The organism is Mesorhizobium sp. WSM2561, assembly GCF_000513915.1.
Classification (GTDB): domain Bacteria; phylum Pseudomonadota; class Alphaproteobacteria; order Rhizobiales; family Rhizobiaceae; genus Mesorhizobium; species Mesorhizobium muleiense.
Window position 1 is genome coordinate 269,763 of record NZ_AZUX01000003.1, and the last position, 17,420, is coordinate 287,182.

The 17,420-nt window shown below is 62.9% G+C and carries 18 protein-coding genes; 8 read left to right on the forward strand and 10 right to left on the reverse strand.

Annotated elements, in window-relative coordinates; genetic code table 11:
• Positions 1 to 144: 144 nt before the first annotated feature.
• The 6 genes from M727_RS0106220 to coaD form a co-directional block, all read right to left on the reverse strand.
• Complete coding sequence (locus M727_RS0106220) at positions 145 to 381, reverse strand: Lrp/AsnC ligand binding domain-containing protein (RefSeq protein WP_027151945.1); 237 nt, start codon at positions 379 to 381, stop codon at positions 145 to 147.
• Between the two features lie 178 nt (positions 382 to 559).
• On the reverse strand, positions 560 to 1,690 hold the full coding sequence (gene tgt, locus M727_RS0106225; protein ID WP_027151946.1) for a tRNA guanosine(34) transglycosylase Tgt: 1,131 nt from the start codon (positions 1,688 to 1,690) through the stop codon (positions 560 to 562).
• Positions 1,687 to 2,799, reverse strand: a complete 1,113-nt coding sequence (gene queA / locus M727_RS0106230) for a tRNA preQ1(34) S-adenosylmethionine ribosyltransferase-isomerase QueA (RefSeq protein WP_027151947.1) — start codon at positions 2,797 to 2,799, stop codon at positions 1,687 to 1,689. The genes tgt and queA overlap by 4 nt, the downstream gene beginning before the upstream one ends.
• Positions 2,800 to 2,921: 122 nt before the next feature.
• Positions 2,922 to 3,434, reverse strand: coding sequence for a peptidylprolyl isomerase (locus M727_RS0106240; RefSeq protein ID WP_027151948.1), 513 nt, complete (start codon positions 3,432 to 3,434; stop codon positions 2,922 to 2,924).
• 28 nt (positions 3,435 to 3,462) lie between these two features.
• Positions 3,463 to 4,053: a peptidylprolyl isomerase gene (locus M727_RS0106245; RefSeq protein ID WP_027151949.1), complete on the reverse strand. Its 591-nt coding sequence runs from the start codon at positions 4,051 to 4,053 to the stop codon at positions 3,463 to 3,465.
• Positions 4,054 to 4,128: 75 nt separating this feature from the next.
• Positions 4,129 to 4,629 (reverse strand): pantetheine-phosphate adenylyltransferase, encoded by a 501-nt coding sequence (gene coaD, locus M727_RS0106250; protein ID WP_027151950.1) that lies wholly within the window; start codon positions 4,627 to 4,629, stop codon positions 4,129 to 4,131.
• Between the two features lie 325 nt (positions 4,630 to 4,954).
• Here coaD and M727_RS39725 point away from each other — a divergent pair, with 325 nt between their 5' ends.
• Entirely contained in the window at positions 4,955 to 5,107 is a 153-nt protein-coding gene (locus M727_RS39725) for a hypothetical protein (RefSeq protein WP_084646649.1), read from the forward strand.
• A 60-nt stretch (positions 5,108 to 5,167) separates the two neighbouring features.
• Here M727_RS39725 and gyrA read toward each other — a convergent pair whose 3' ends face one another.
• Positions 5,168 to 7,978 carry a DNA gyrase subunit A gene (gene gyrA / locus M727_RS0106265; RefSeq protein WP_027151952.1) on the reverse strand — a complete coding sequence of 937 codons (2,811 nt, stop codon included), beginning with the start codon at positions 7,976 to 7,978 and terminating at the stop codon, positions 5,168 to 5,170.
• 192 nt (positions 7,979 to 8,170) lie between these two features.
• The gene (locus tag M727_RS0106270; RefSeq protein WP_027151953.1) at positions 8,171 to 9,025 is read right to left on the reverse strand and encodes an AraC family transcriptional regulator; all 855 of its coding nucleotides are present in this window, start codon (positions 9,023 to 9,025) and stop codon (positions 8,171 to 8,173) included.
• 86 nt (positions 9,026 to 9,111) lie between these two features.
• Here M727_RS0106270 and M727_RS0106275 point away from each other — a divergent pair, with 86 nt between their 5' ends.
• Together M727_RS0106275 and M727_RS0106280 are read left to right on the forward strand one after the other, a co-directional pair.
• On the forward strand, positions 9,112 to 9,648 hold the full coding sequence (locus M727_RS0106275; RefSeq protein WP_027151954.1) for a hypothetical protein: 537 nt from the start codon (positions 9,112 to 9,114) through the stop codon (positions 9,646 to 9,648).
• 78 nt (positions 9,649 to 9,726) lie between these two features.
• A complete protein-coding gene (locus tag M727_RS0106280; protein WP_027151955.1) occupies positions 9,727 to 10,356 on the forward strand; it encodes a MarC family protein in 630 nt (209 codons plus the stop codon).
• Positions 10,357 to 10,430: 74 nt separating this feature from the next.
• On the opposite strand, the gene M727_RS0106285 is transcribed toward M727_RS0106280, so the two are convergent.
• On the reverse strand, positions 10,431 to 10,856 hold the full coding sequence (locus tag M727_RS0106285; protein ID WP_023801163.1) for an OsmC family protein: 426 nt from the start codon (positions 10,854 to 10,856) through the stop codon (positions 10,431 to 10,433).
• A 146-nt stretch (positions 10,857 to 11,002) separates the two neighbouring features.
• Positions 11,003 to 11,518 (reverse strand): single-stranded DNA-binding protein, encoded by a 516-nt coding sequence (locus M727_RS0106290; RefSeq protein ID WP_027151956.1) that lies wholly within the window; start codon positions 11,516 to 11,518, stop codon positions 11,003 to 11,005.
• 236 nt (positions 11,519 to 11,754) lie between these two features.
• Between M727_RS0106290 and M727_RS0106295 the strand changes: the two genes are divergently transcribed.
• The 5 genes from M727_RS0106295 (at position 11,755) to uvrA (ending at position 17,248) form a co-directional block, all read left to right on the forward strand.
• Positions 11,755 to 12,069, forward strand: a complete 315-nt coding sequence (locus tag M727_RS0106295) for a metalloregulator ArsR/SmtB family transcription factor (RefSeq protein WP_023801161.1) — start codon at positions 11,755 to 11,757, stop codon at positions 12,067 to 12,069.
• Positions 12,066 to 12,560, forward strand: a complete 495-nt coding sequence (locus M727_RS0106300; protein WP_027151957.1) for an SRPBCC domain-containing protein — start codon at positions 12,066 to 12,068, stop codon at positions 12,558 to 12,560. The genes M727_RS0106295 and M727_RS0106300 overlap by 4 nt, the downstream gene beginning before the upstream one ends.
• A gap of 21 nt (positions 12,561 to 12,581) precedes the next feature.
• Positions 12,582 to 13,187: an ATP-dependent Clp protease proteolytic subunit gene (locus M727_RS0106305; RefSeq protein WP_027151958.1), complete on the forward strand. Its 606-nt coding sequence runs from the start codon at positions 12,582 to 12,584 to the stop codon at positions 13,185 to 13,187.
• Between the two features lie 98 nt (positions 13,188 to 13,285).
• On the forward strand, positions 13,286 to 13,564 hold the full coding sequence (locus M727_RS0106310; RefSeq protein WP_027151959.1) for a hypothetical protein: 279 nt from the start codon (positions 13,286 to 13,288) through the stop codon (positions 13,562 to 13,564).
• A 762-nt stretch (positions 13,565 to 14,326) separates the two neighbouring features.
• Entirely contained in the window at positions 14,327 to 17,248 is a 2,922-nt protein-coding gene (uvrA, locus tag M727_RS0106315; protein ID WP_027151960.1) for an excinuclease ABC subunit UvrA, read from the forward strand.
• Positions 17,249 to 17,420 lie beyond the last annotated feature (172 nt).

Here is a 17,420-nt window from a genome sequence, read left to right on the forward strand (position 1 = left end):
CTGGCGTCACCGGAGAAAATCAAGCGCAATCGATGATTTGGAGGATGTTGGCGATCAGTATGTCGCGACCTGCCTAAAATTAGGGCAGCGCCGATATGGCTGGGTCAGGCTTTGCCTTGTGCCCGGGCAGGCGGCAGGCGCCGCTCAGAACGCGCGGAAGGTGACGACCGTAAACGTGTCCTTGATGCCGGGAAGAATCTGCACCTTCTCGTTGACGAAGTGGCCGATGTCTTCATCGTCGTCGACATAGAATTTGGCGAGCAGATCGTAGTCGCCGGCTGTCGAGTAGATTTCCGAGGCGATCTCGGCATCGGCCAACGCGCCGGCAACGTCATAGGACTTGCCCAGATCGCACTTTATCTGCACGAAAAATGCCTTCATTGCCCGATCCTGCTCAGCTTGCACGCTTAGGCCGCCCTTGTGGCAGACTGCCGCCCGGCTTTCAAGCATCAGGACAGCGCTCAGGCAGAAGCCGACCTGGGGGAAGCTTTAGTGCAGCCAAACGGCGGATGTACGCGGGCGCAAACCGTGCATCTCTGCTGAGCACCTGAGGGCTCGATCACATCGCCGGGATATCGCCCCTGGCCCAGCCCTCGGAAATCTCCGCCGCCCGCGCCTCAAAGATACCGGCTTCGATGGCGGCACGAATGTCCTGCATCAGCTTCTGGTAGTAGGAAAGATTGTTCCAGGTCAGAAGCATCGCCCCGAGCGCCTCTTGCGAGCGGACCAGATGGTGCAGGTAGGCGCGTGAATAGTCTCTGGCGGCCGGGCAGTCGCTCTCCTCGTCCAGCGGCCGCGGATCGTCGGCATGGCGGGCGTTGCGCAGATTGACCTTGCCGCGCCTTGTATAGGCGAGGCCATGACGGCCGGCGCGTGTCGGCATCACGCAATCGAACATGTCGATGCCGCGCGCCACCGATTTCAATATGTCGTCAGGCGTGCCGACACCCATCAGATAGCGCGGCCTGTCCGCCGGCAGCTCCGGGCAGGTGATGTCGAGCATTTCGAGCATCACCGCTTGCGGCTCGCCGACCGCCAGCCCGCCGATCGCGTAGCCCTTGAGGTCCATCGCTTTCAGCGCCTGCGCCGAGCGCAGCCGCAGGGCCGGTACGTCGCCGCCCTGGACGATGCCGAACATCGCCTTGCCCGGCTGGTCGCCGAACGCCGTCCTGCAACGCTCGGCCCAGCGCAGCGACAGCTCCATCGCCCGCTCGATCTCCTTCTCCATGGCCGGCAGCGCGGTGCATTCGTCGAGCTGCATCTGGATGTCGGCGCCGAGCAGTCCCTGGATTTCGATCGAGCGCTCGGGCGACATCTCATAGGCGGCGCCGTCGATATGGGAGCGGAAGGTGACGCCCTTTTCGGTCAGTTTCCTCAGCTTCGACAGCGACATCACCTGGAAGCCGCCGCTGTCGGTCAGGATCGGGTGCGGCCAGCGGGCGAATTCATGCAGACCGCCAAGCCGCGCCACACGCTCGGCGCCCGGCCGCAGCATCAGATGATAGGTGTTGCCAAGGATGATGTCCGAGCCGACGCCGCGCACCTGATCCATATACATGGTCTTGACCGTGCCGCCGGTGCCGACCGGCATGAAGGCCGGCGTGCGGATTTCTCCGCGCGGCATGGTGATGGAGCCGCGCCGCGCTTTGCCGTCAGTCGCCAGCACCTTGAAGGTGAACGCTTTAGTCATTGAATTCCTTGTTCTATACCGGGCGCGCGTCCATCGTTCTCCTGCTTGAACAGCAGACTTGCATCTCCGTAGGAGTAGAACCTGTAGCGGTTCTCGATGGCATGCGCATAGGCCGCACGCATCGTTTCCAGACCGCAAAACGCCGAAACCAGCATGAACAGCGTCGAGCGCGGCAGATGGAAATTGGTCATCAGCATGTCGGCGGCCTTGAAGCGATAGCCGGGCGTGATGAAGATGTCGGTCGGACCCGACCATCCGGCCAGCGTGCCGTCCTCCCGCGCGGCACTCTCCAGCAGGCGCAGCGATGTCGTGCCGACGGCGATGATGCGCCCGCCACGCGCCTTTGCCGCGTTCAGCGCCTTGGCAGTTTCCGGGCTGACCGAACCGATCTCGGCATGCATCTTGTGATCGGCGGTGTCATCGACTTTCACCGGCAGGAACGTGCCGGCGCCGACATGCAGGGTGACGAAGCGCCGTTCGACGCCCTTGGCATCGAGGGCGGCGAAAAGCTCGGGCGTGAAATGCAGGCCGGCAGTGGGTGCCGCCACAGCCCCCTCCTCCCTGGCATAGATGGTCTGGTAGTCGCTGCGGTCGCGTTCGTCGTCGTCGCGCTTCGAAGCGATATAAGGCGGCAGCGGAATATGGCCGACGGCGTGCAGAGCCTCGTCGAGAAATGGGCCTGAGAGGTCAAAACCAAGCAAAGCCTCGCCGGCCTCGCCCTTCTCGATCACCGTGGCATCGAGCTGGCCGAGAAAGCAGGAATTGGCGTCATGGCCGAAATGGATGCGGTCACCGGCGGCGATGCGCTTGCCCGGCCGCATGAAAGCCAGCCAGCGGTCCGGCGCCACCCGCATGTGCAGCGTGGCTTCGATTTGCGCCGCCGCTTCGCCGCGCCGCCTGATGCCCTTCAACTGTGCCGGAATGACCTTGGTGTCGTTGAAGACCAGCACGTCACCGGTCTCGAGCAGCGACGGCAGCTCGCGCACCGTCCGGTCTTCGAGACCTTCACCCGGCCTGACAACCAGCATTTTGGCGCTGTCGCGCGGTTCTGCCGGTCGAAGCGCGATGCGCTCCTCCGGCAGATCGAAGTCGAAAAGTTCGACGCGCAAGAAAATCCCGCCTCAAAATTCCGGGCAGGCCACCGCCCAGGCGCCAGCGATCGACCCCGTCGCCAGCGCCGGAGCGGCCGCCGCGGCAAGCATCCGAGTGATAGCCGCGACAGCCGAGGAGGTCATTTCACGTCGGCCGCGACCTTCAGCGACACGACCTTGTCGGGATCCGGCACCGGCTCGCCGCGCTTGATCTTGTCGACATTGTCCATGCCTTCGATGACCTGGCCCCAGACCGTGTATTGGCGGTTGAGGAAAGCGGCATCGTCGAAGCAGATGAAGAATTGCGAGTTGGCCGAGTTCGGGTTCTGCGAGCGCGCCATCGAGCAGGTGCCGCGGCCATGATTGGCGTTGGAGAACTCCGCCTTCAGATCGGGCTTGTCGGAGCCGCCGGTGCCGGCGCGCGCCGGTGCGAAAGAGGGCTTGCTGGAATTGCCGAATTTCACGTCGCCGGTCTGCGCCATGAAGCCGTCGATGACGCGGTGGAACACCACGCCGTCATAAGCGCCTTCGCGCGCCAGTTCCTTGATGCGGCCGACATGGCCAGGCGCCAGATCGGGAAACAGTTCGATGACGACCTTGCCCTTGGTCGTTTCCATGATGAGTGCGTTCTCGCGGTCCTTGATCTCGGCCATTTCAGAATATCCTTTGAAATAAATGGGTTTACTTGCCGTCGGCGGCGATGCGCACCTTGATCATGCGATCGGGATCGGTGACGACCCCGTTCTGCGCCGCGTCGCCTTTCTTGATCTTGTCCACCAACTCCATGCCGTTCTCGACATTGCCGACGATGGTGTACTGGCCATCGAGCGGCGGCGCCGGCGCGAACATGATGAAGAACTGCGAATTGGCGGAATCCGGGTCCTGCGAGCGGGCCATCCCGACCACGCCGCGCTGATAGCGCTCGGTCTTCGAGAATTCGGCCGGCAGGTCGGGAAGATCGGAACCGCCGGTGCCGACAGCGTCGGCGCTGAACCCGTTCTTCATGTTGCCGAACTTCACGTCGCCGGTCTGCGCCATGAAGCCGTCGATGACACGGTGGAAAGCGACGTTGTCATAAGCGCCCTGGCGCACCAGCTTCTTGATCTGCTCGACATGCTTCGGCGCGAGATCGGGCCTGAGCGCGACGGTCACGTCGCCGTCCTTAAGCGTGATGATCATGGTGTTTTCCGGATCGGCGGCGAACGCCGAAACGGAGGCGGTCACAAGACCGAAAAGAACGACAAAACAGGTGGCGAGCCTTTTGAGCTGCATGGATCTTTCTCCGAAAACCTTTGTTTCACGCATGTCGTTGCCCCAAAACCGGGTTCCACGTTTGGGCGACATGCATTATTTCGCAAATTTGGCGGTGAGTGCGCCAGCCACGGCCGCCGGCACGAAGGGGCGAATGTCGCCGCCCATCGAGGCTATCTGACGGACAAGTGTGGCGGTAATGGTTCGCACCGAAGGGCTGGCGGGCAGAAAAACCGTCTGCAGTTCCGGCGCCATGGTCTCGTTCATACCGGCCATCTGCATCTCGTAGTCGAGATCGGTGCCGTCGCGCAGGCCGCGGATCATGATCGAGGCGCCCTGCTTCCTGGCAGCGTCGATGACCAGCCCGTCGAAAGCGACGACCTTGATGCGCGCGCCGTCGCGGCCGAATTCGGCCTTCGTCGCAGCTTCGATGAGGCCGACCCGCTCCTCGAACGAGAACAGCGGTTTCTTGCCGGGGTGAATGCCGATCGCTGCATAGACGGTGTCCGCCACAGCCAGCGACGCCTTCAGCACGTCGAGATGGCCGTTGGTCGGCGGGTCGAAGGAGCCGGCATAAAGGGCGATGCGTTCGGTCATGGCAGGTGCTTCTAGCGAGCCTCTCTCGCAAAGGCAAATCCGATCGGCGAGCCGCCAATGCAAGTCGCCGCAAACGCCTGCCTTTGGGGCCTGACCCGAGGGTGCGCAGCGGTTTGGAACAACGGCATCCACCCAAACGGGGCTTCAAAGCGCATCGCCTGAGCCACGGTAATCGCGATGCGCTTTGAGTGAACCTTTTGGCCGAGATGAACGACCAATGAATGGGCCGATCACGAAGGCTTCACGCAGCGTTCATTAGATTGCAGCTTCAGAAGATGAAACCAAAACCCCATTTGATCGTTGCTAGGTGCAGGAGAACACGCACATGCTGATCTACATGCTCGCCACCGCAATGACCATCGCCATGCTGATCGCCACCGTATTCGGGCTGCATCAGGAAGCAGAGCGCGTCCGCGCCAAGTCCAATGCCAAGCGATTCGGAGGCTTCGGTATCCGCAAGCCTTCACGCCACTTCTAGACCGGCCACTATCGGTTGACGGCGCCGGTCCATCCGGCCGGCATTGCCCATCAAGACCTACTACTCGGCGTTATTGTCCGGGCCAGCGCCTTCAGTGCCGGTATCCAGAGTTGCGTCGCCCTCGACACTCACTTCGGCTTCCTCGTCCGACTGCGGTTCCGTTATCCGCTCCACCGAAACGACCTTCTCGCCGTCGGCCGTGTTGAAGATGGTTACGCCCTTGGTGGCGCGGCTGGCGAAGCGAATGCCGTTGACCGGCACGCGGATGACGGTGCCGCCATCCGAGACAAGCATGATCTGGTCGTCATTGCCGACCGGGAAAGTTGCCACCAGACGTCCGATCTCAGCCACTTTCGACACATCGGTGGCGCGGATGCCCTTGCCGCCGCGCCCTATCTGGCGGAAATCATAGGAAGACGAGCGCTTGCCGTAGCCATATTCCGTCACCGTCAGCACGAACTGCTCGTGTGCCTTGAGGAACTCGTAGCGCTCGTCGGAAAGCTCCGTCTCCTCGCCGACCTCCTCATTGGTGAGCTGGAAGTCTTCGTCCTCGCCCGCCGCAATGCCGGCGGCGAGCCGCCGTTCGGCCGCCACCCGCTTGAGATAAGCGGCGCGCTCGGCCGGCGACGCATCGACATGTTCGATCACCGCCATCGAGATCACCCGGTCGCCGGCAGCCATGGCGATGCCGCGCACGCCGACCGAGTTGCGGCTCTGGAAAACGCGCACGTCGCTGACCGAGAAGCGTATGCACTGGCCGGAGCTTGCGGTCAGCAGCACGTCATCATTGTCGGTGCAGGTCTCGACGCCGAGTATCTCGTCGCCTTCCTCTTCCAGCTTCATGGCGATCTTGCCGTTGCGGTTGACCTGGACGAAGTCCGACAGCTTGTTGCGGCGCACCGTGCCGCGCGTCGTGGCGAACATCACGTCGAGCTCGCCCCAGCTGGTCTCGTCCTCGGGCAGCGGCATGATCGTGGTGATGCGTTCGCCCTGCTCCAGCGGCAGCATGTTGATCAGCGCCTTGCCGCGCGACTGCGGGTTGCCGATCGGCAGGCGCCACACCTTTTCCTTGTAGACGATGCCGCGCGAGGAGAAGAACAGCACCGGCGTGTGCGTGTTGGCGACGAACAGCCGGGTGACGAAATCCTCTTCCTTGGTCGACATGCCGGAGCGGCCTTTGCCGCCGCGGCGCTGCGCCCGGTAGAGCGACAACGGCACACGCTTGATGTAGCCGGAATGGCTGACCGTCACGACCATGTCCTCGCGCTGGATCAGGTCCTCGTCTTCCATATCCGCCCCGCCATGGGACAGCTCGGTGCGGCGCGGCGTGCCGAACTCGTCGCGCACGGCGGCAAGCTCGTCCTTGACGATCTGCTGAATGCGGGCGCGCGACGACAGGATGTCCAGGTAATCCTTGATCTCGTCGCCGATCGTGTTCAACTCGTCGGCGATCTCGTCGCGGCCGAGCGCTGTCAGCCGCTGCAGGCGCAGTTCGAGGATGGCGCGCGCCTGTTCCTCGGACAGATTGTAGGTGCCGTCCTCGTTGATGCGGTGGCGCGGATCGTCGATCAGCAGGATCAGCGATTCGACGTCGCCCGAGGGCCAGCGCCGCTCCATCAACTGCTCGCGCGCCGTCTGCGGATCCGGCGCGCTGCGGATCAGCTTTATCACCTCGTCGATGTTGGCGACGGCAATGGCAAGGCCGACCAGCACATGGGCACGGTCGCGCGCCTTGCGCAGCAGGAATTTCGTGCGCCGGCTGATCACGTCCTCGCGGAAGGCGACGAACGCCTTCAGCATGTCGGTCAGCGTCAGCAATTCCGGCTTGCCGCCGTTCAACGCCACCATGTTGGCGCCGAACGACGTCTGCAGCGGCGTGAAACGGTAGAGTTGGTTGAGGATGACGTCGGCGACCGCGTCGCGCTTCAGTTCGATGACGACACGGTAGCCCTGGCGATCGCTCTCGTCGCGGATGTCGGAAATGCCTTCGATGCGCTTGTCGCGCACCAGCTCGGCCATCTTCTCGATCATCGACGACTTGTTCACCTGGTAGGGAACCTCGGTGATGACGATCGATTCACGGTCGTTGCCGCGCGCCTCGACGTTGACGCGGCCGCGCATGACGATCGAGCCGCGGCCGGTCGAATAGGCGCTGTAGATGCCGGAGCGGCCGAGCACGATGCCGCCGGTCGGGAAATCCGGCCCTGGAATGATCTCCATCAGCGCCGGCAGATCGATCGCCGGATTGTCGATAAGGGCAATGGCGCCGTTGCAGACCTCGCCCAGATTGTGCGGCGGGATGTTGGTGGCCATGCCGACGGCGATGCCGCCGGAGCCGTTGACCAACAGGTTCGGAAAGCGCGCCGGCAGGACTTTCGGTTCGCTGCCGGACGCATCATAAGTGTCCTGGAAATCGACGGTGTCCTTGTCGATGTCTTCCAGCAACTCATGCGCGACCTTGGTCAGCCGCGATTCGGTGTAACGCATCGCCGCCGGCGGATCACCGTCGATCGAGCCGAAATTGCCCTGCCCGTCGATCAGCGGCACGCGCAGCGACCAGTCCTGCGCCATCCGCACCAAGGCGTCGTAGATCGAGGCGTCGCCATGCGGATGGTATTTACCCATCACGTCGGCCACCGGGCGCGCCGACTTCACATATTTGCGGTTCCAGTGGTAGCCGCTCTCATGGGCAGCGTAGAGGATGCGGCGATGCACCGGCTTCAACCCGTCGCGCACGTCGGGCAGCGCACGGCTGACGATCACGCTCATCGCGTAATCGAGATAGGAGCGCTGCATCTCCTCGATGATGGATATCGGCTCGATGCCGGTCGGGCCGCCATCGGCGCCGCGCGGTGTCTTCTGGTCGGTCAAATCAGGTCACAATCAAATCGGGAATCACTCGGTGCTTATATAGGAAGCCGGGCCGAAACTCCAACGTCCGCGGCAGTTTTCCAGTGTCGGTTTTTGTGGTGATTTCAAAAGGATATCACTGATTGCGACGATATGGCCGAGGCGCTTTCGTGGCCGCCGGGGCAAAGCTCATTGGCAGGCCAATTTTTTGCTTCACAAAGCCGGAACCACGGATGCGTTCGGCAATTTATCGCCTCGCCGCCGGAGCCGGTAGGCACCGGGCGCCTCCCCCATCACGCGGCGGAAACGGCGGTTGAAGGTCGACAAATCGTTGAACCCGGCTTCGAAGGCGACCGTCGAGATCGCCTCGTCCGACATGCGCAGCCGCACCGCCGCCCTGTGCAGCCGGGTTTTCAGCACGAACTGGTAGGGCGTCATGCCCGCGACATGCCGGAAGCTGCGCAGGAAATGGTAAGGACTGGTCGCCGTTTCGCTTGCAAGCTCGGCGAGCGAGACCGGCCTTTCGGCATCCTTTTCGATGCGCCGCACCGCCTCCGCAACGCGTTTCTGATCGCGGCGGCTCGGTGACCGGGCAGCGGGCGTGATACCGGAGGCGACGGCTGCGCCGGCAATCCGCAGTCCGAGTTCCTCGAACGCCTCGATGTCGGCCATCTCGCGCGCGGCTTCCGCCTCGGCCAGCAGCCGTGCCAGCGCCGGCAAGGGCGGCAGAAGCGGCGTCTCGAAGGCCAGCTTCTTCGCGCCCGGCGTGTAGGCGACGATCTGTTCCATATAGGCCGGGCTGAAGTGATAGGAGATGCAGCGGTCGCCGGCGCCATGCTCGTGCCCACACTCGTAGCAAGTGCGGGGGTTGCCGAGCAGAATCGCGCCCGGCGTCAGCATCGCCGTGCCTTGGCGTGCGCGGTAGCGGAAGGTGCCGTTGGTCACCACTGCGACGCAGAAGTTGCGATGCTCTTCCTCGAACGGGCGATCAGCGACGCCGGCAGTGCAGACCACGTCCGACGCCTGCCAGCCTTTTCCGGACGCCAGTGCATGCACGCTCGTGGTCATGCCTTGAAAGATAGCAACTTTTCCCAAGCGCAAGAAGACTGCCAGGGCCTATTCTTCCTGGTCTCCTGACAATGTGGGCAGAAACCATGTTCAATTCATCCTCCTTTGCCGAAGCCCTGCACAGCAACGGGCAGGCCGCAGACCTTGCCGAGAAACTGAACCTTTACGGCCGCTTTGTCGGCGCCTGGACGTTCGATGCCACGCGCCATCTCGAAGACGGCCAGGTGCTGACCGGACGCGGCGAGGTGCATTTCGGCTGGGTGCTCGAGGGCCGCGCGATCCAGGACGTATGGATCTTGCCCGCGCGGAACACTGGCGCACAGAGCTCGCTCGGCCAATGGACCTTCTATGGCACGACACTGCGCGTCTATGACCCCGGCGTCGACGCCTGGCATATTTTCTGGAGCGATCCGCGCACCCAGTATTACAGCCGCCAGCTCGGCCGCGCCGAGGGCGACACCATCGTCCAGCAAGGCGCCGACGGCACCGGCGCCGCGGTGCGCTGGAGTTTTTCCCGGATCACCGAAGATTCGTTCCGCTGGCTGGGCGAACGCTCGCAGGACAATGGTGCGACCTGGCGGCTCGAAGTCGAGTTCCTGGCGCGACGCGTCGCCAGCAGCTGACCTGCACGGTTTCCCCTGACGCCGCTTTGCTCTACCAATGCTGGGGTCTCGGGCACGGCCCGGCGGGGAGGGTCAGAGATGCCGAGCTTCGACAGCCTGTTCAACGCCTTCGTCACAATACTGGTGACCATCGACCCGCCCGGCCTCGCGCCGCTCTTCCTCGCCGTGACACGCGGCATGAACCGCGAGGAGCGCAACCAGGTTTCCGTCCGCGCCTCGATCATTGCTTTCCTGGTGATGGCGCTGTTTGCAATCGCCGGCGCATCGATCCTGTCGGTGTTCGGCATCACGCTGCCGGCGTTCCGCGTCGCCGGCGGGTTCCTGCTGTTCTTCATCGCCTTCGAAATGGTGTTCGAGCGCCGGCAGGACCGCAAGGAAAAGATCGGCGACGTCGCCATCACCAAGGACATGATCCACAACATCGCCGCCTTTCCGCTGGCGATCCCGCTGATCGCCGGTCCGGGCGCAATTTCAGCGACCGTCCTGCTGTCCGGCTCTTTTCCAGGTTTTGGCGCGCAGGCAGCCCTTGTCGGCATCATCGCGATCTGCCTTGTCATCACTTACCTGGTGTTCGTGCTGGCCGAGCGCATCGACCGGATCCTCGGTCAGACCGGCCGCTCGATCCTGACCCGGCTGCTCGGCGTCATCCTGGCGGCGCTCGCCGTGCAGTTCGTCGCCGATGGCGTCAAGGCGCTGATGGCAGCATGAAAATGAAAGCGGCCTCGCGCTTGATTGCCGTCATTTTCGGCACCCAGCTCACGCCACGAACCGCCGCCACTATCCTACTTCGCCGTCGTATCAATAACTTCGAAGTCGTGGGTGATCTCGGCGGTCTTGGCCATCATTGCCGAGGCCGAGCAGTATTTTTCGATCGACAGGTCGATTGCCCGCCTGACCTTGTCATGCGAAAGCGCTCGGCCCTTGACGATGAAATGCATATGGATGCGCGTGAACACCCGCGGCTCCTTCTCCGCCCGGTCGGCATCGAGCTCGACCACGCAGTCTTCGACCGCCTCGCGGCCCTTTTCGAGAATGTGGACGACATCATAGGCTGAGCAGCCGCCAGTGCCGAGCAGCACCAGTTCCATCGGGCTCGGCCCCGGCGTCTTGCCATCCGGTCCGAACGCGGTTCCCAGCACCACCTTGTGACCGCTACCGGACTCGCCGACGAAAGTGCGCTCCTCGACCCATTTGACCCGTGCTTTCACCTGATACGTCCTTTCACCGCACACCGCACACCGCACACCGCTCAAACGCACAACGTCCCGAAAATCCGAGACAGATTTTCGGGACGCCAATGCGTGGCCTCAAGTGGCTGGCTGTCAGCTCGCGCAGAGCCGCTCGCTCCAAGCGATCAGAACGGAATTTCGTCGTCGAGTTCGCGCGACGAACCGCCGCCACCCTTGCCGCCACCGCCGCCGCGATTGAGACTCTCGCCCGGGCCGGACTGGCCGAAATCCGAACCGCGGCTGCTGCCGCCACCGGCATAGCTGCCGACCTGACCGCCCTCGCCCTGCCCGCGTGCGTCGAGCATCTGCAGCTCGCCACGGAACTTCTGCAGCACGATTTCGGTCGTGTAGCGGTCATTGCCGGTCTGGTCCTGCCATTTGCGCGTCTGCAACTGGCCCTCGACATAAACCTTCGCACCCTTCTTCAGATACTGCTCGGCGACCTTGGCGAGTTGCTCGTTGAAGATCACGACATTGTGCCACTCGGTCTTTTCCTTGCGCTCGCCGGAAGTCTTGTCGCGCCAGCTTTCCGACGTGGCGACGCGGATGTTGACGACCGGCTCACCCGAATTCAAACGGCGGATTTCCGGGTCCGCCCCGAGATTGCCCACCAGAATGACCTTGTTGACGCTACCCGCCATGATACTTCTCCGCGCTCATCCTAAACAAATTTTCTCGCTCTCACCTTATAGACTGCGGACAATCCCCGCCTGCCGTGGCTGGCTTTTCCCACAAGGTTTTTGTTCTCTTTTCGTTCTAGTCTCATCAATCCCTATTGTCAAGGAATGTCAGCAATCGATGGGTTCCGCCGTGCCGGTCCATATGGGTGCGAAAACACTGCTTGCCAAATCAATAAGTGTAGACTTATGCTTCTCCCATGATCGAAGCCGAGATCTTTCGAGCGCTTGCCGACCCGACGCGCCGCGCCGTCTACGAACGGCTCGCCGCCGGCGAGATGACCGTATCGGAACTGCGCAGCGGCCTGAGCGTGTCGCAACCGGCCGTGTCGCAGCATCTCGCAGTGCTGCGCGGCGCCGGCCTGGTGGCCGAGCGGCGAGCCGGCCGCAACGCCTATTATCGCGCCGATCCGCAAGGGCTTGACCCACTGCTCGGCTGGATCGAGCGCTACCGTGCGTTCTGGCCCGAGCGTATCGAACGGCTCAAGGCGGTTTTGAAGGATATGGACCAATGACGGCAAAACAGCATTCAGACATGACGGCAGATTCAATCGAGTTCGAGTGCGAGCTTCCAGAGCCGCCGGAAAAAGTGTGGCGGGCGCTCACTGTGCCGGACCTGCTCGCGGCCTGGATGATGCCGAACGACATCAAGCCGGAGATCGGCGGCCGCTTTGCCTTTGCCAGGCCGGACGCGCCGATCGAGTGCGAAATCCTCGACGCCGAGCCCGAACGCCTGCTGCGTTACTCCTGGCGGGAGCGGCCGGCGCCTGGCAATACAGCGCATCCACTGGACAGCCCAATGGATAGCCTAATGGACAGCATCGTCACCTTCACGCTTGACCGCACTGTGTCGGGCGGCACGCATCTGCGCATCGTCCACGACGGATTTGCGCGAGTAGCCACGCCTGCGGTTGCCGGCGCCGGTTGCCGGCTTTCGCTCAACGCGCACAGCCCCAGACAGACCATAGCCGCAAACACGCCTCGCCTCGTCCTGCGCGCGGCCTGAGCGGCACAACGGAGAAAAGCGATGAGCGGTTTTGCCAATCTGGTGCCGATGGTGATCGAGCAGTCGAGCCGCGGCGAACGCGCCTTCGACATTTTTTCGCGGCTGCTGCGCGAGCGCATCGTCTTCATCAACGGTCCGATCGACGACAATGTGTCGGCGCTGGTCTGTGCCCAGCTCCTGTCGCTGGAATCCGACAATCCCGATAAGGAGATTTCCCTCTACATCAATTCGCCGGGCGGCGTGGTGACCAGCGGTTTCGCCATCTACGACACGATGCAGTATATAAGCAGTCCGGTATCCACCGTCTGCATGGGCTTTGCCGCCTCGATGGCCTCGTTCCTGCTGATGGCCGGCACACCGGGGCGACGCATCGCGCTGCCCAACGCCAGCATCCTGCTGCACCAGCCGTCAGGCGGTTTCCAGGGCCAGGCCTCCGACATCCAGCGCCACGCCGAAGGCATCCTCAGGACCAAGCGGCGCATGACCGAGCTTTACGCGCACCACTGTGGTCGCACGTTCGAAGAAGTCGAACGCACGCTCGACCGCGATCATTTCATGACCGCCGCGGAGGCAAAGACATGGGGCCTTGTCGACCATGTTTTTGACACGCGTAAGAGAGCGGCGTGAAAGGATAGCCGGCTCATAAGCAACGTCGGTCAAGCCGTTCGGCCAGTTTGATCGCCACCGGTCTGGCTTCGGCCAGAGTGCGGCGATACAGTCCGCCGATGTCTGAGATCTCACGCATTTGCTTGAACCGGCTGATTATCGGTATCGCCGTCGCGGCGATGACCTCCGGCGCGGCGTTCGCCGAAGACAGTTCACCGCCTTCGCAGAACGGCACGCTGCCCGGTGTGACCAACGACTATCGCATCGCCAAGCCGGCTGCCGAACCCGACGAGGCCGTGCCCAGCAACGGCCAGTTCAAGATCGGCGATACCGATGTCAGGATTTCCGGCAGCATAACCTTCGATGTCGGCGCCGGCTCGATGAAGGCCCCCCGGTGATAGGACACCTCCATCGGCCTTCATCGCTGCACAATCTCAAGGCACTCGTGCGCCTGCGGCTCTGAAACGAACAGCCCCGCCGCTGCTTCCGCAAACGGTCGGGGCTTTTTTTGGATCTGAAATCCAAACTCGCCGGGAGTACACTGCCGGCTTTTGATTTCGGATGCTTCGCGGCATTCAGCCGACGATCCGACTAGTAGTCTCTGATTTTAATGGGATCGGCAGGTCACGGTTTGTCGGGCGGCGCAAAACGCCTCGCCCTGGCACTTATGCCTGCCGCGGCTCCAGCGACACGTGGAGCCTCAAGGGACTGTCCGGTGGAGTCATTCCTCTGCTCTCCTTTTCTGTCCATTGCGACTGGTGTCGTCCGAAGCGCATATCGCAAAGCCTGCGGCGTCTCGCAGGCCGCCTTGGGGCGGCGAGGCCATCGAAAGACGGTCGGCTTCGGTGACGTTTGGAGTCTGCCCCCCTGAGCCCGAGACGTCAACAGTTGGATAGCCGGTTTACCAAAACGTGATCGCTTGTGTGGCGAATCCGAAATTTGCATCCGTTTTGAGCAGCGCGACGTCGGCTGTGGATTACATGAACGCATTTGTCAGGAGCGTGTTCGGCCTTTGTTCTTTCCGCTTGCTCGCCCGCGCGAAAGACGGTTAAAGGCTTGGTCGAGAGTTCTCTCGAAACGGTGGCGAAATTACCTACATAGGGGATGGTCGGGACAACCCGCCATCCCACGAGATTCCAGATCTGAGGCGGCGACCGGCGATGGCCGACCATAAATATCTTTCCATTCGCGGGGCGCGCGAACACAATCTGAAGAATGTCGATCTCGACCTGCCGCGTGACAGCCTGATCGTCATGACCGGGCTGTCGGGATCAGGCAAGTCGTCGCTTGCCTTCGACACCATCTATGCCGAGGGCCAGCGCCGCTACGTCGAGAGCCTGTCGGCCTATGCGCGGCAGTTCCTCGAAATGATGCAGAAGCCTGATGTCGACCAGATCGACGGCTTGTCGCCGGCCATCTCCATCGAGCAGAAGACCACGTCGAAGAACCCGCGCTCGACGGCTGGCACCGTCACCGAGATCTACGACTACATGCGGCTGCTGTTCGCGCGCGTCGGCATCCCCTATTCGCCGGCCACCGGCCTGCCGATCGAGAGCCAGACGGTGTCGCAGATGGTCGACCGCGTGCTGGCGGTCGAGGAAGGCACGCGTCTGTTCATCCTGGCGCCGATGGTGCGAGGCCGCAAAGGCGAATACCGCAAGGAACTGCTGGAGCTGCAGAAAAAGGGTTTTCAGCGCGTCAAGGTCGACGGTGTCTTTTACGAAATCGCCGACGTGCCGGCGCTGGACAAGAAGTACAAGCATGACCTCGACGTCGTCGTCGACCGCATCGTCGTGCGCGGCGATCTGGCGACGCGGCTTGCCGATTCCATCGAGACCGCGCTGAAGCTCGCCGACGGGCTGGCGGTGGCCGAATTCGCCGACCGGCCGCTCGACGCCAGCCAGACCGGCGAGGATTCGGTCAACAAATCGAAGAACGAGACGCATGAGCGCATCCTGTTCTCCGAAAAATTCGCCTGCCCGGTGTCCGGCTTCACCATTCCCGAGATCGAGCCCAGGCTGTTCTCCTTCAACAACCCGTTCGGCGCCTGCCCGACCTGCGACGGCCTCGGCAGCCAGCGTGCCATCGACGCCAGCCTGATCGTGCCCGACGACAATCTGTCGCTGCGCGCCGGCGCCGTCAGCCCATGGGCGAAATCGACCTCGCCCTATTACGTGCAGACGCTCGAGGCGCTGGGCAAGGCTTATGGCTTCAAGCTCGGCGACAAGTTCCGCGAGCTGACCGGAGAGGCAAAGCAAGCCATCCTGCACGGCACCGGCGAGCGCGAGGTCACTTTCCAGTATGATGACGGCCTGCGCTCCTACCAGACGACAAAGACATTCGAAGGCGTGATCCCCAATCTCGAGCGGCGCTGGAAGGAAACCGAATCCGCCTGGATGCGCGAGGAGATCGAGCGCTTCATGTCGGCCACGCCTTGCCCGGCCTGCCGCGGCTACCGGCTGAAGCCGGAAGCGCTGGCGGTGAAGATTGCCGGCAAGCACATCGGCGAGGTCACCGAGCTGTCGATCCGCAAGGCCGACCAATGGTTCACCGCCCTGCCCGCCGCACTCAGCGACAAGCAGAACGAGATCGCGGTGCGCGTGCTCAAGGAAATCCGCGAGCGGCTGCGCTTCCTCAACGATGTCGGGCTCGACTACCTGACGCTGTCGCGCAATTCCGGCACGCTGTCGGGCGGCGAGAGCCAGCGCATACGGCTGGCCTCGCAGATCGGCTCCGGCCTCACCGGCGTGCTCTATGTGCTGGACGAGCCGTCGATCGGCCTGCACCAGCGCGACAATGCGCGCCTGCTCGACACGCTGAAGCATCTGCGCGACATCGGCAACACGGTGATCGTCGTCGAGCATGACGAAGACGCCATTCTGCATGCCGATTATGTCGTCGATATCGGCCCGGCCGCCGGCATCCACGGCGGCCATATCATCGCGCAGGGAACGCCGCAGCAGATCATGGCCAGCCCCGCCTCGATCACCGGCAAATATCTGTCCGGCGAGCTCGAAGTGGCGACGCCGGCGGTGCGGCGTGAGGCCAAGAAGAACCGGCGCTTGAAGATCGTCGGTGCGCGCGGCAACAATCTGAAGAACGTCACCGCTGAAATCCCGCTCGGCACCTTCACCGCCGTCACCGGCGTCTCCGGCGGCGGCAAGTCGACCTTCCTGATCGAGACCTTGTTCAAGGCGGCGTCGCGCCGCATCATGGGTTCGCGCGAGCACCCGGCTGAGCACGACCGCATCGAGGGCCTCGAATTCCTCGACAAGGTCATCGATATCGACCAATCGCCGATCGGAAGGACGCCGCGCTCCAATCCCGCCACCTATACCGGCGCCTTCACGCCGATCCGCGACTGGTTCGCGGGCCTGCCGGAGTCCAAGGCGCGCGGCTATCAGCCAGGTCGCTTCTCGTTCAACGTCAAGGGCGGTCGCTGCGAGGCCTGCCAGGGCGACGGCGTCATCAAGATCGAGATGCACTTCTTGCCCGACGTCTATGTCACCTGCGACGTCTGCCACGGCAAGCGCTATAACAGAGAGACGCTCGACGTCCTTTTCAAGGGCAAGTCGATTGCCGACGTGCTCGACATGACGGTCGAGGAAGGCGTTGATTTCTTCGCCGCGGTGCCGGGCGTGCGCGACAAGCTGGAGACGCTGAAGCAGGTCGGCCTCGGCTACATCCATGTCGGCCAGCAGGCGACGACTTTGTCGGGCGGCGAGGCGCAGCGCATCAAGCTGGCCAAGGAACTGTCGCGCAAGGCGACCGGCAAGACGCTCTACATCCTCGACGAGCCGACCACTGGCCTGCATTTCCACGACGTCGCCAAGCTTTTGGAAGTGCTGCACGAGCTGGTCGACCAGGGCAACACGGTGGTCGTCATCGAGCACAATCTCGAGGTGATAAAAACCGCTGACTGGGTGCTCGATCTTGGCCCCGAGGGCGGCGACGGCGGCGGCGAGTTGGTGGCCTCAGGCACGCCGGAGGATATCGTCCACGAAAAACGCAGCTACACCGGCCAGTTCCTCAGGGAACTTTTGGAGCGGCGCCCCGGAGGCAAGCGCGAAGCGGCGGAGTGAGTGAAGACTGGCTGGCGTTTGGAAAAACGCTCAAATGAGGATCAGAAGAGCGCTTGCCGGTGATCTTGATGCTGTCGTCCGGCTGACGCAAGCCGCCTATGCACCCTACGCCCAATCCGCATTTCGACATGGCTAAAGCTGTCGAGACGCTCGCTACGGCCTGATCCATTTC

What these genes read in the sequence shown, in the direction of transcription:
- M727_RS0106220 (WP_027151945.1), bottom strand. Translation starts at nt 381, where the DNA reads ATGAAGGCATTTTTCGTGCAGATAAAGTGCGATCTGGGCAAGTCCTAT.
- tgt (WP_027151946.1), bottom strand. Translation starts at nt 1,690, where the DNA reads ATGACTAAAGCGTTCACCTTCAAGGTGCTGGCGACTGACGGCAAAGCG.
- M727_RS0106240 (WP_027151948.1), bottom strand. Translation starts at nt 3,434, where the DNA reads ATGGCCGAGATCAAGGACCGCGAGAACGCACTCATCATGGAAACGACC.
- M727_RS0106245 (WP_027151949.1), bottom strand. Translation starts at nt 4,053, where the DNA reads ATGCAGCTCAAAAGGCTCGCCACCTGTTTTGTCGTTCTTTTCGGTCTT.
- coaD (WP_027151950.1), bottom strand. Translation starts at nt 4,629, where the DNA reads ATGACCGAACGCATCGCCCTTTATGCCGGCTCCTTCGACCCGCCGACC.
- M727_RS39725 (WP_084646649.1), top strand. Translation starts at nt 4,955, where the DNA reads ATGCTGATCTACATGCTCGCCACCGCAATGACCATCGCCATGCTGATC.
- M727_RS0106270 (WP_027151953.1), bottom strand. Translation starts at nt 9,025, where the DNA reads ATGACCACGAGCGTGCATGCACTGGCGTCCGGAAAAGGCTGGCAGGCG.
- M727_RS0106275 (WP_027151954.1), top strand. Translation starts at nt 9,112, where the DNA reads ATGTTCAATTCATCCTCCTTTGCCGAAGCCCTGCACAGCAACGGGCAG.
- M727_RS0106280 (WP_027151955.1), top strand. Translation starts at nt 9,727, where the DNA reads ATGCCGAGCTTCGACAGCCTGTTCAACGCCTTCGTCACAATACTGGTG.
- M727_RS0106290 (WP_027151956.1), bottom strand. Translation starts at nt 11,518, where the DNA reads ATGGCGGGTAGCGTCAACAAGGTCATTCTGGTGGGCAATCTCGGGGCG.
- M727_RS0106295 (WP_023801161.1), top strand. Translation starts at nt 11,755, where the DNA reads ATGATCGAAGCCGAGATCTTTCGAGCGCTTGCCGACCCGACGCGCCGC.
- M727_RS0106300 (WP_027151957.1), top strand. Translation starts at nt 12,066, where the DNA reads ATGACGGCAAAACAGCATTCAGACATGACGGCAGATTCAATCGAGTTC.
- M727_RS0106305 (WP_027151958.1), top strand. Translation starts at nt 12,582, where the DNA reads ATGAGCGGTTTTGCCAATCTGGTGCCGATGGTGATCGAGCAGTCGAGC.
- M727_RS0106310 (WP_027151959.1), top strand. Translation starts at nt 13,286, where the DNA reads ATGTCTGAGATCTCACGCATTTGCTTGAACCGGCTGATTATCGGTATC.
- uvrA (WP_027151960.1), top strand. Translation starts at nt 14,327, where the DNA reads ATGGCCGACCATAAATATCTTTCCATTCGCGGGGCGCGCGAACACAAT.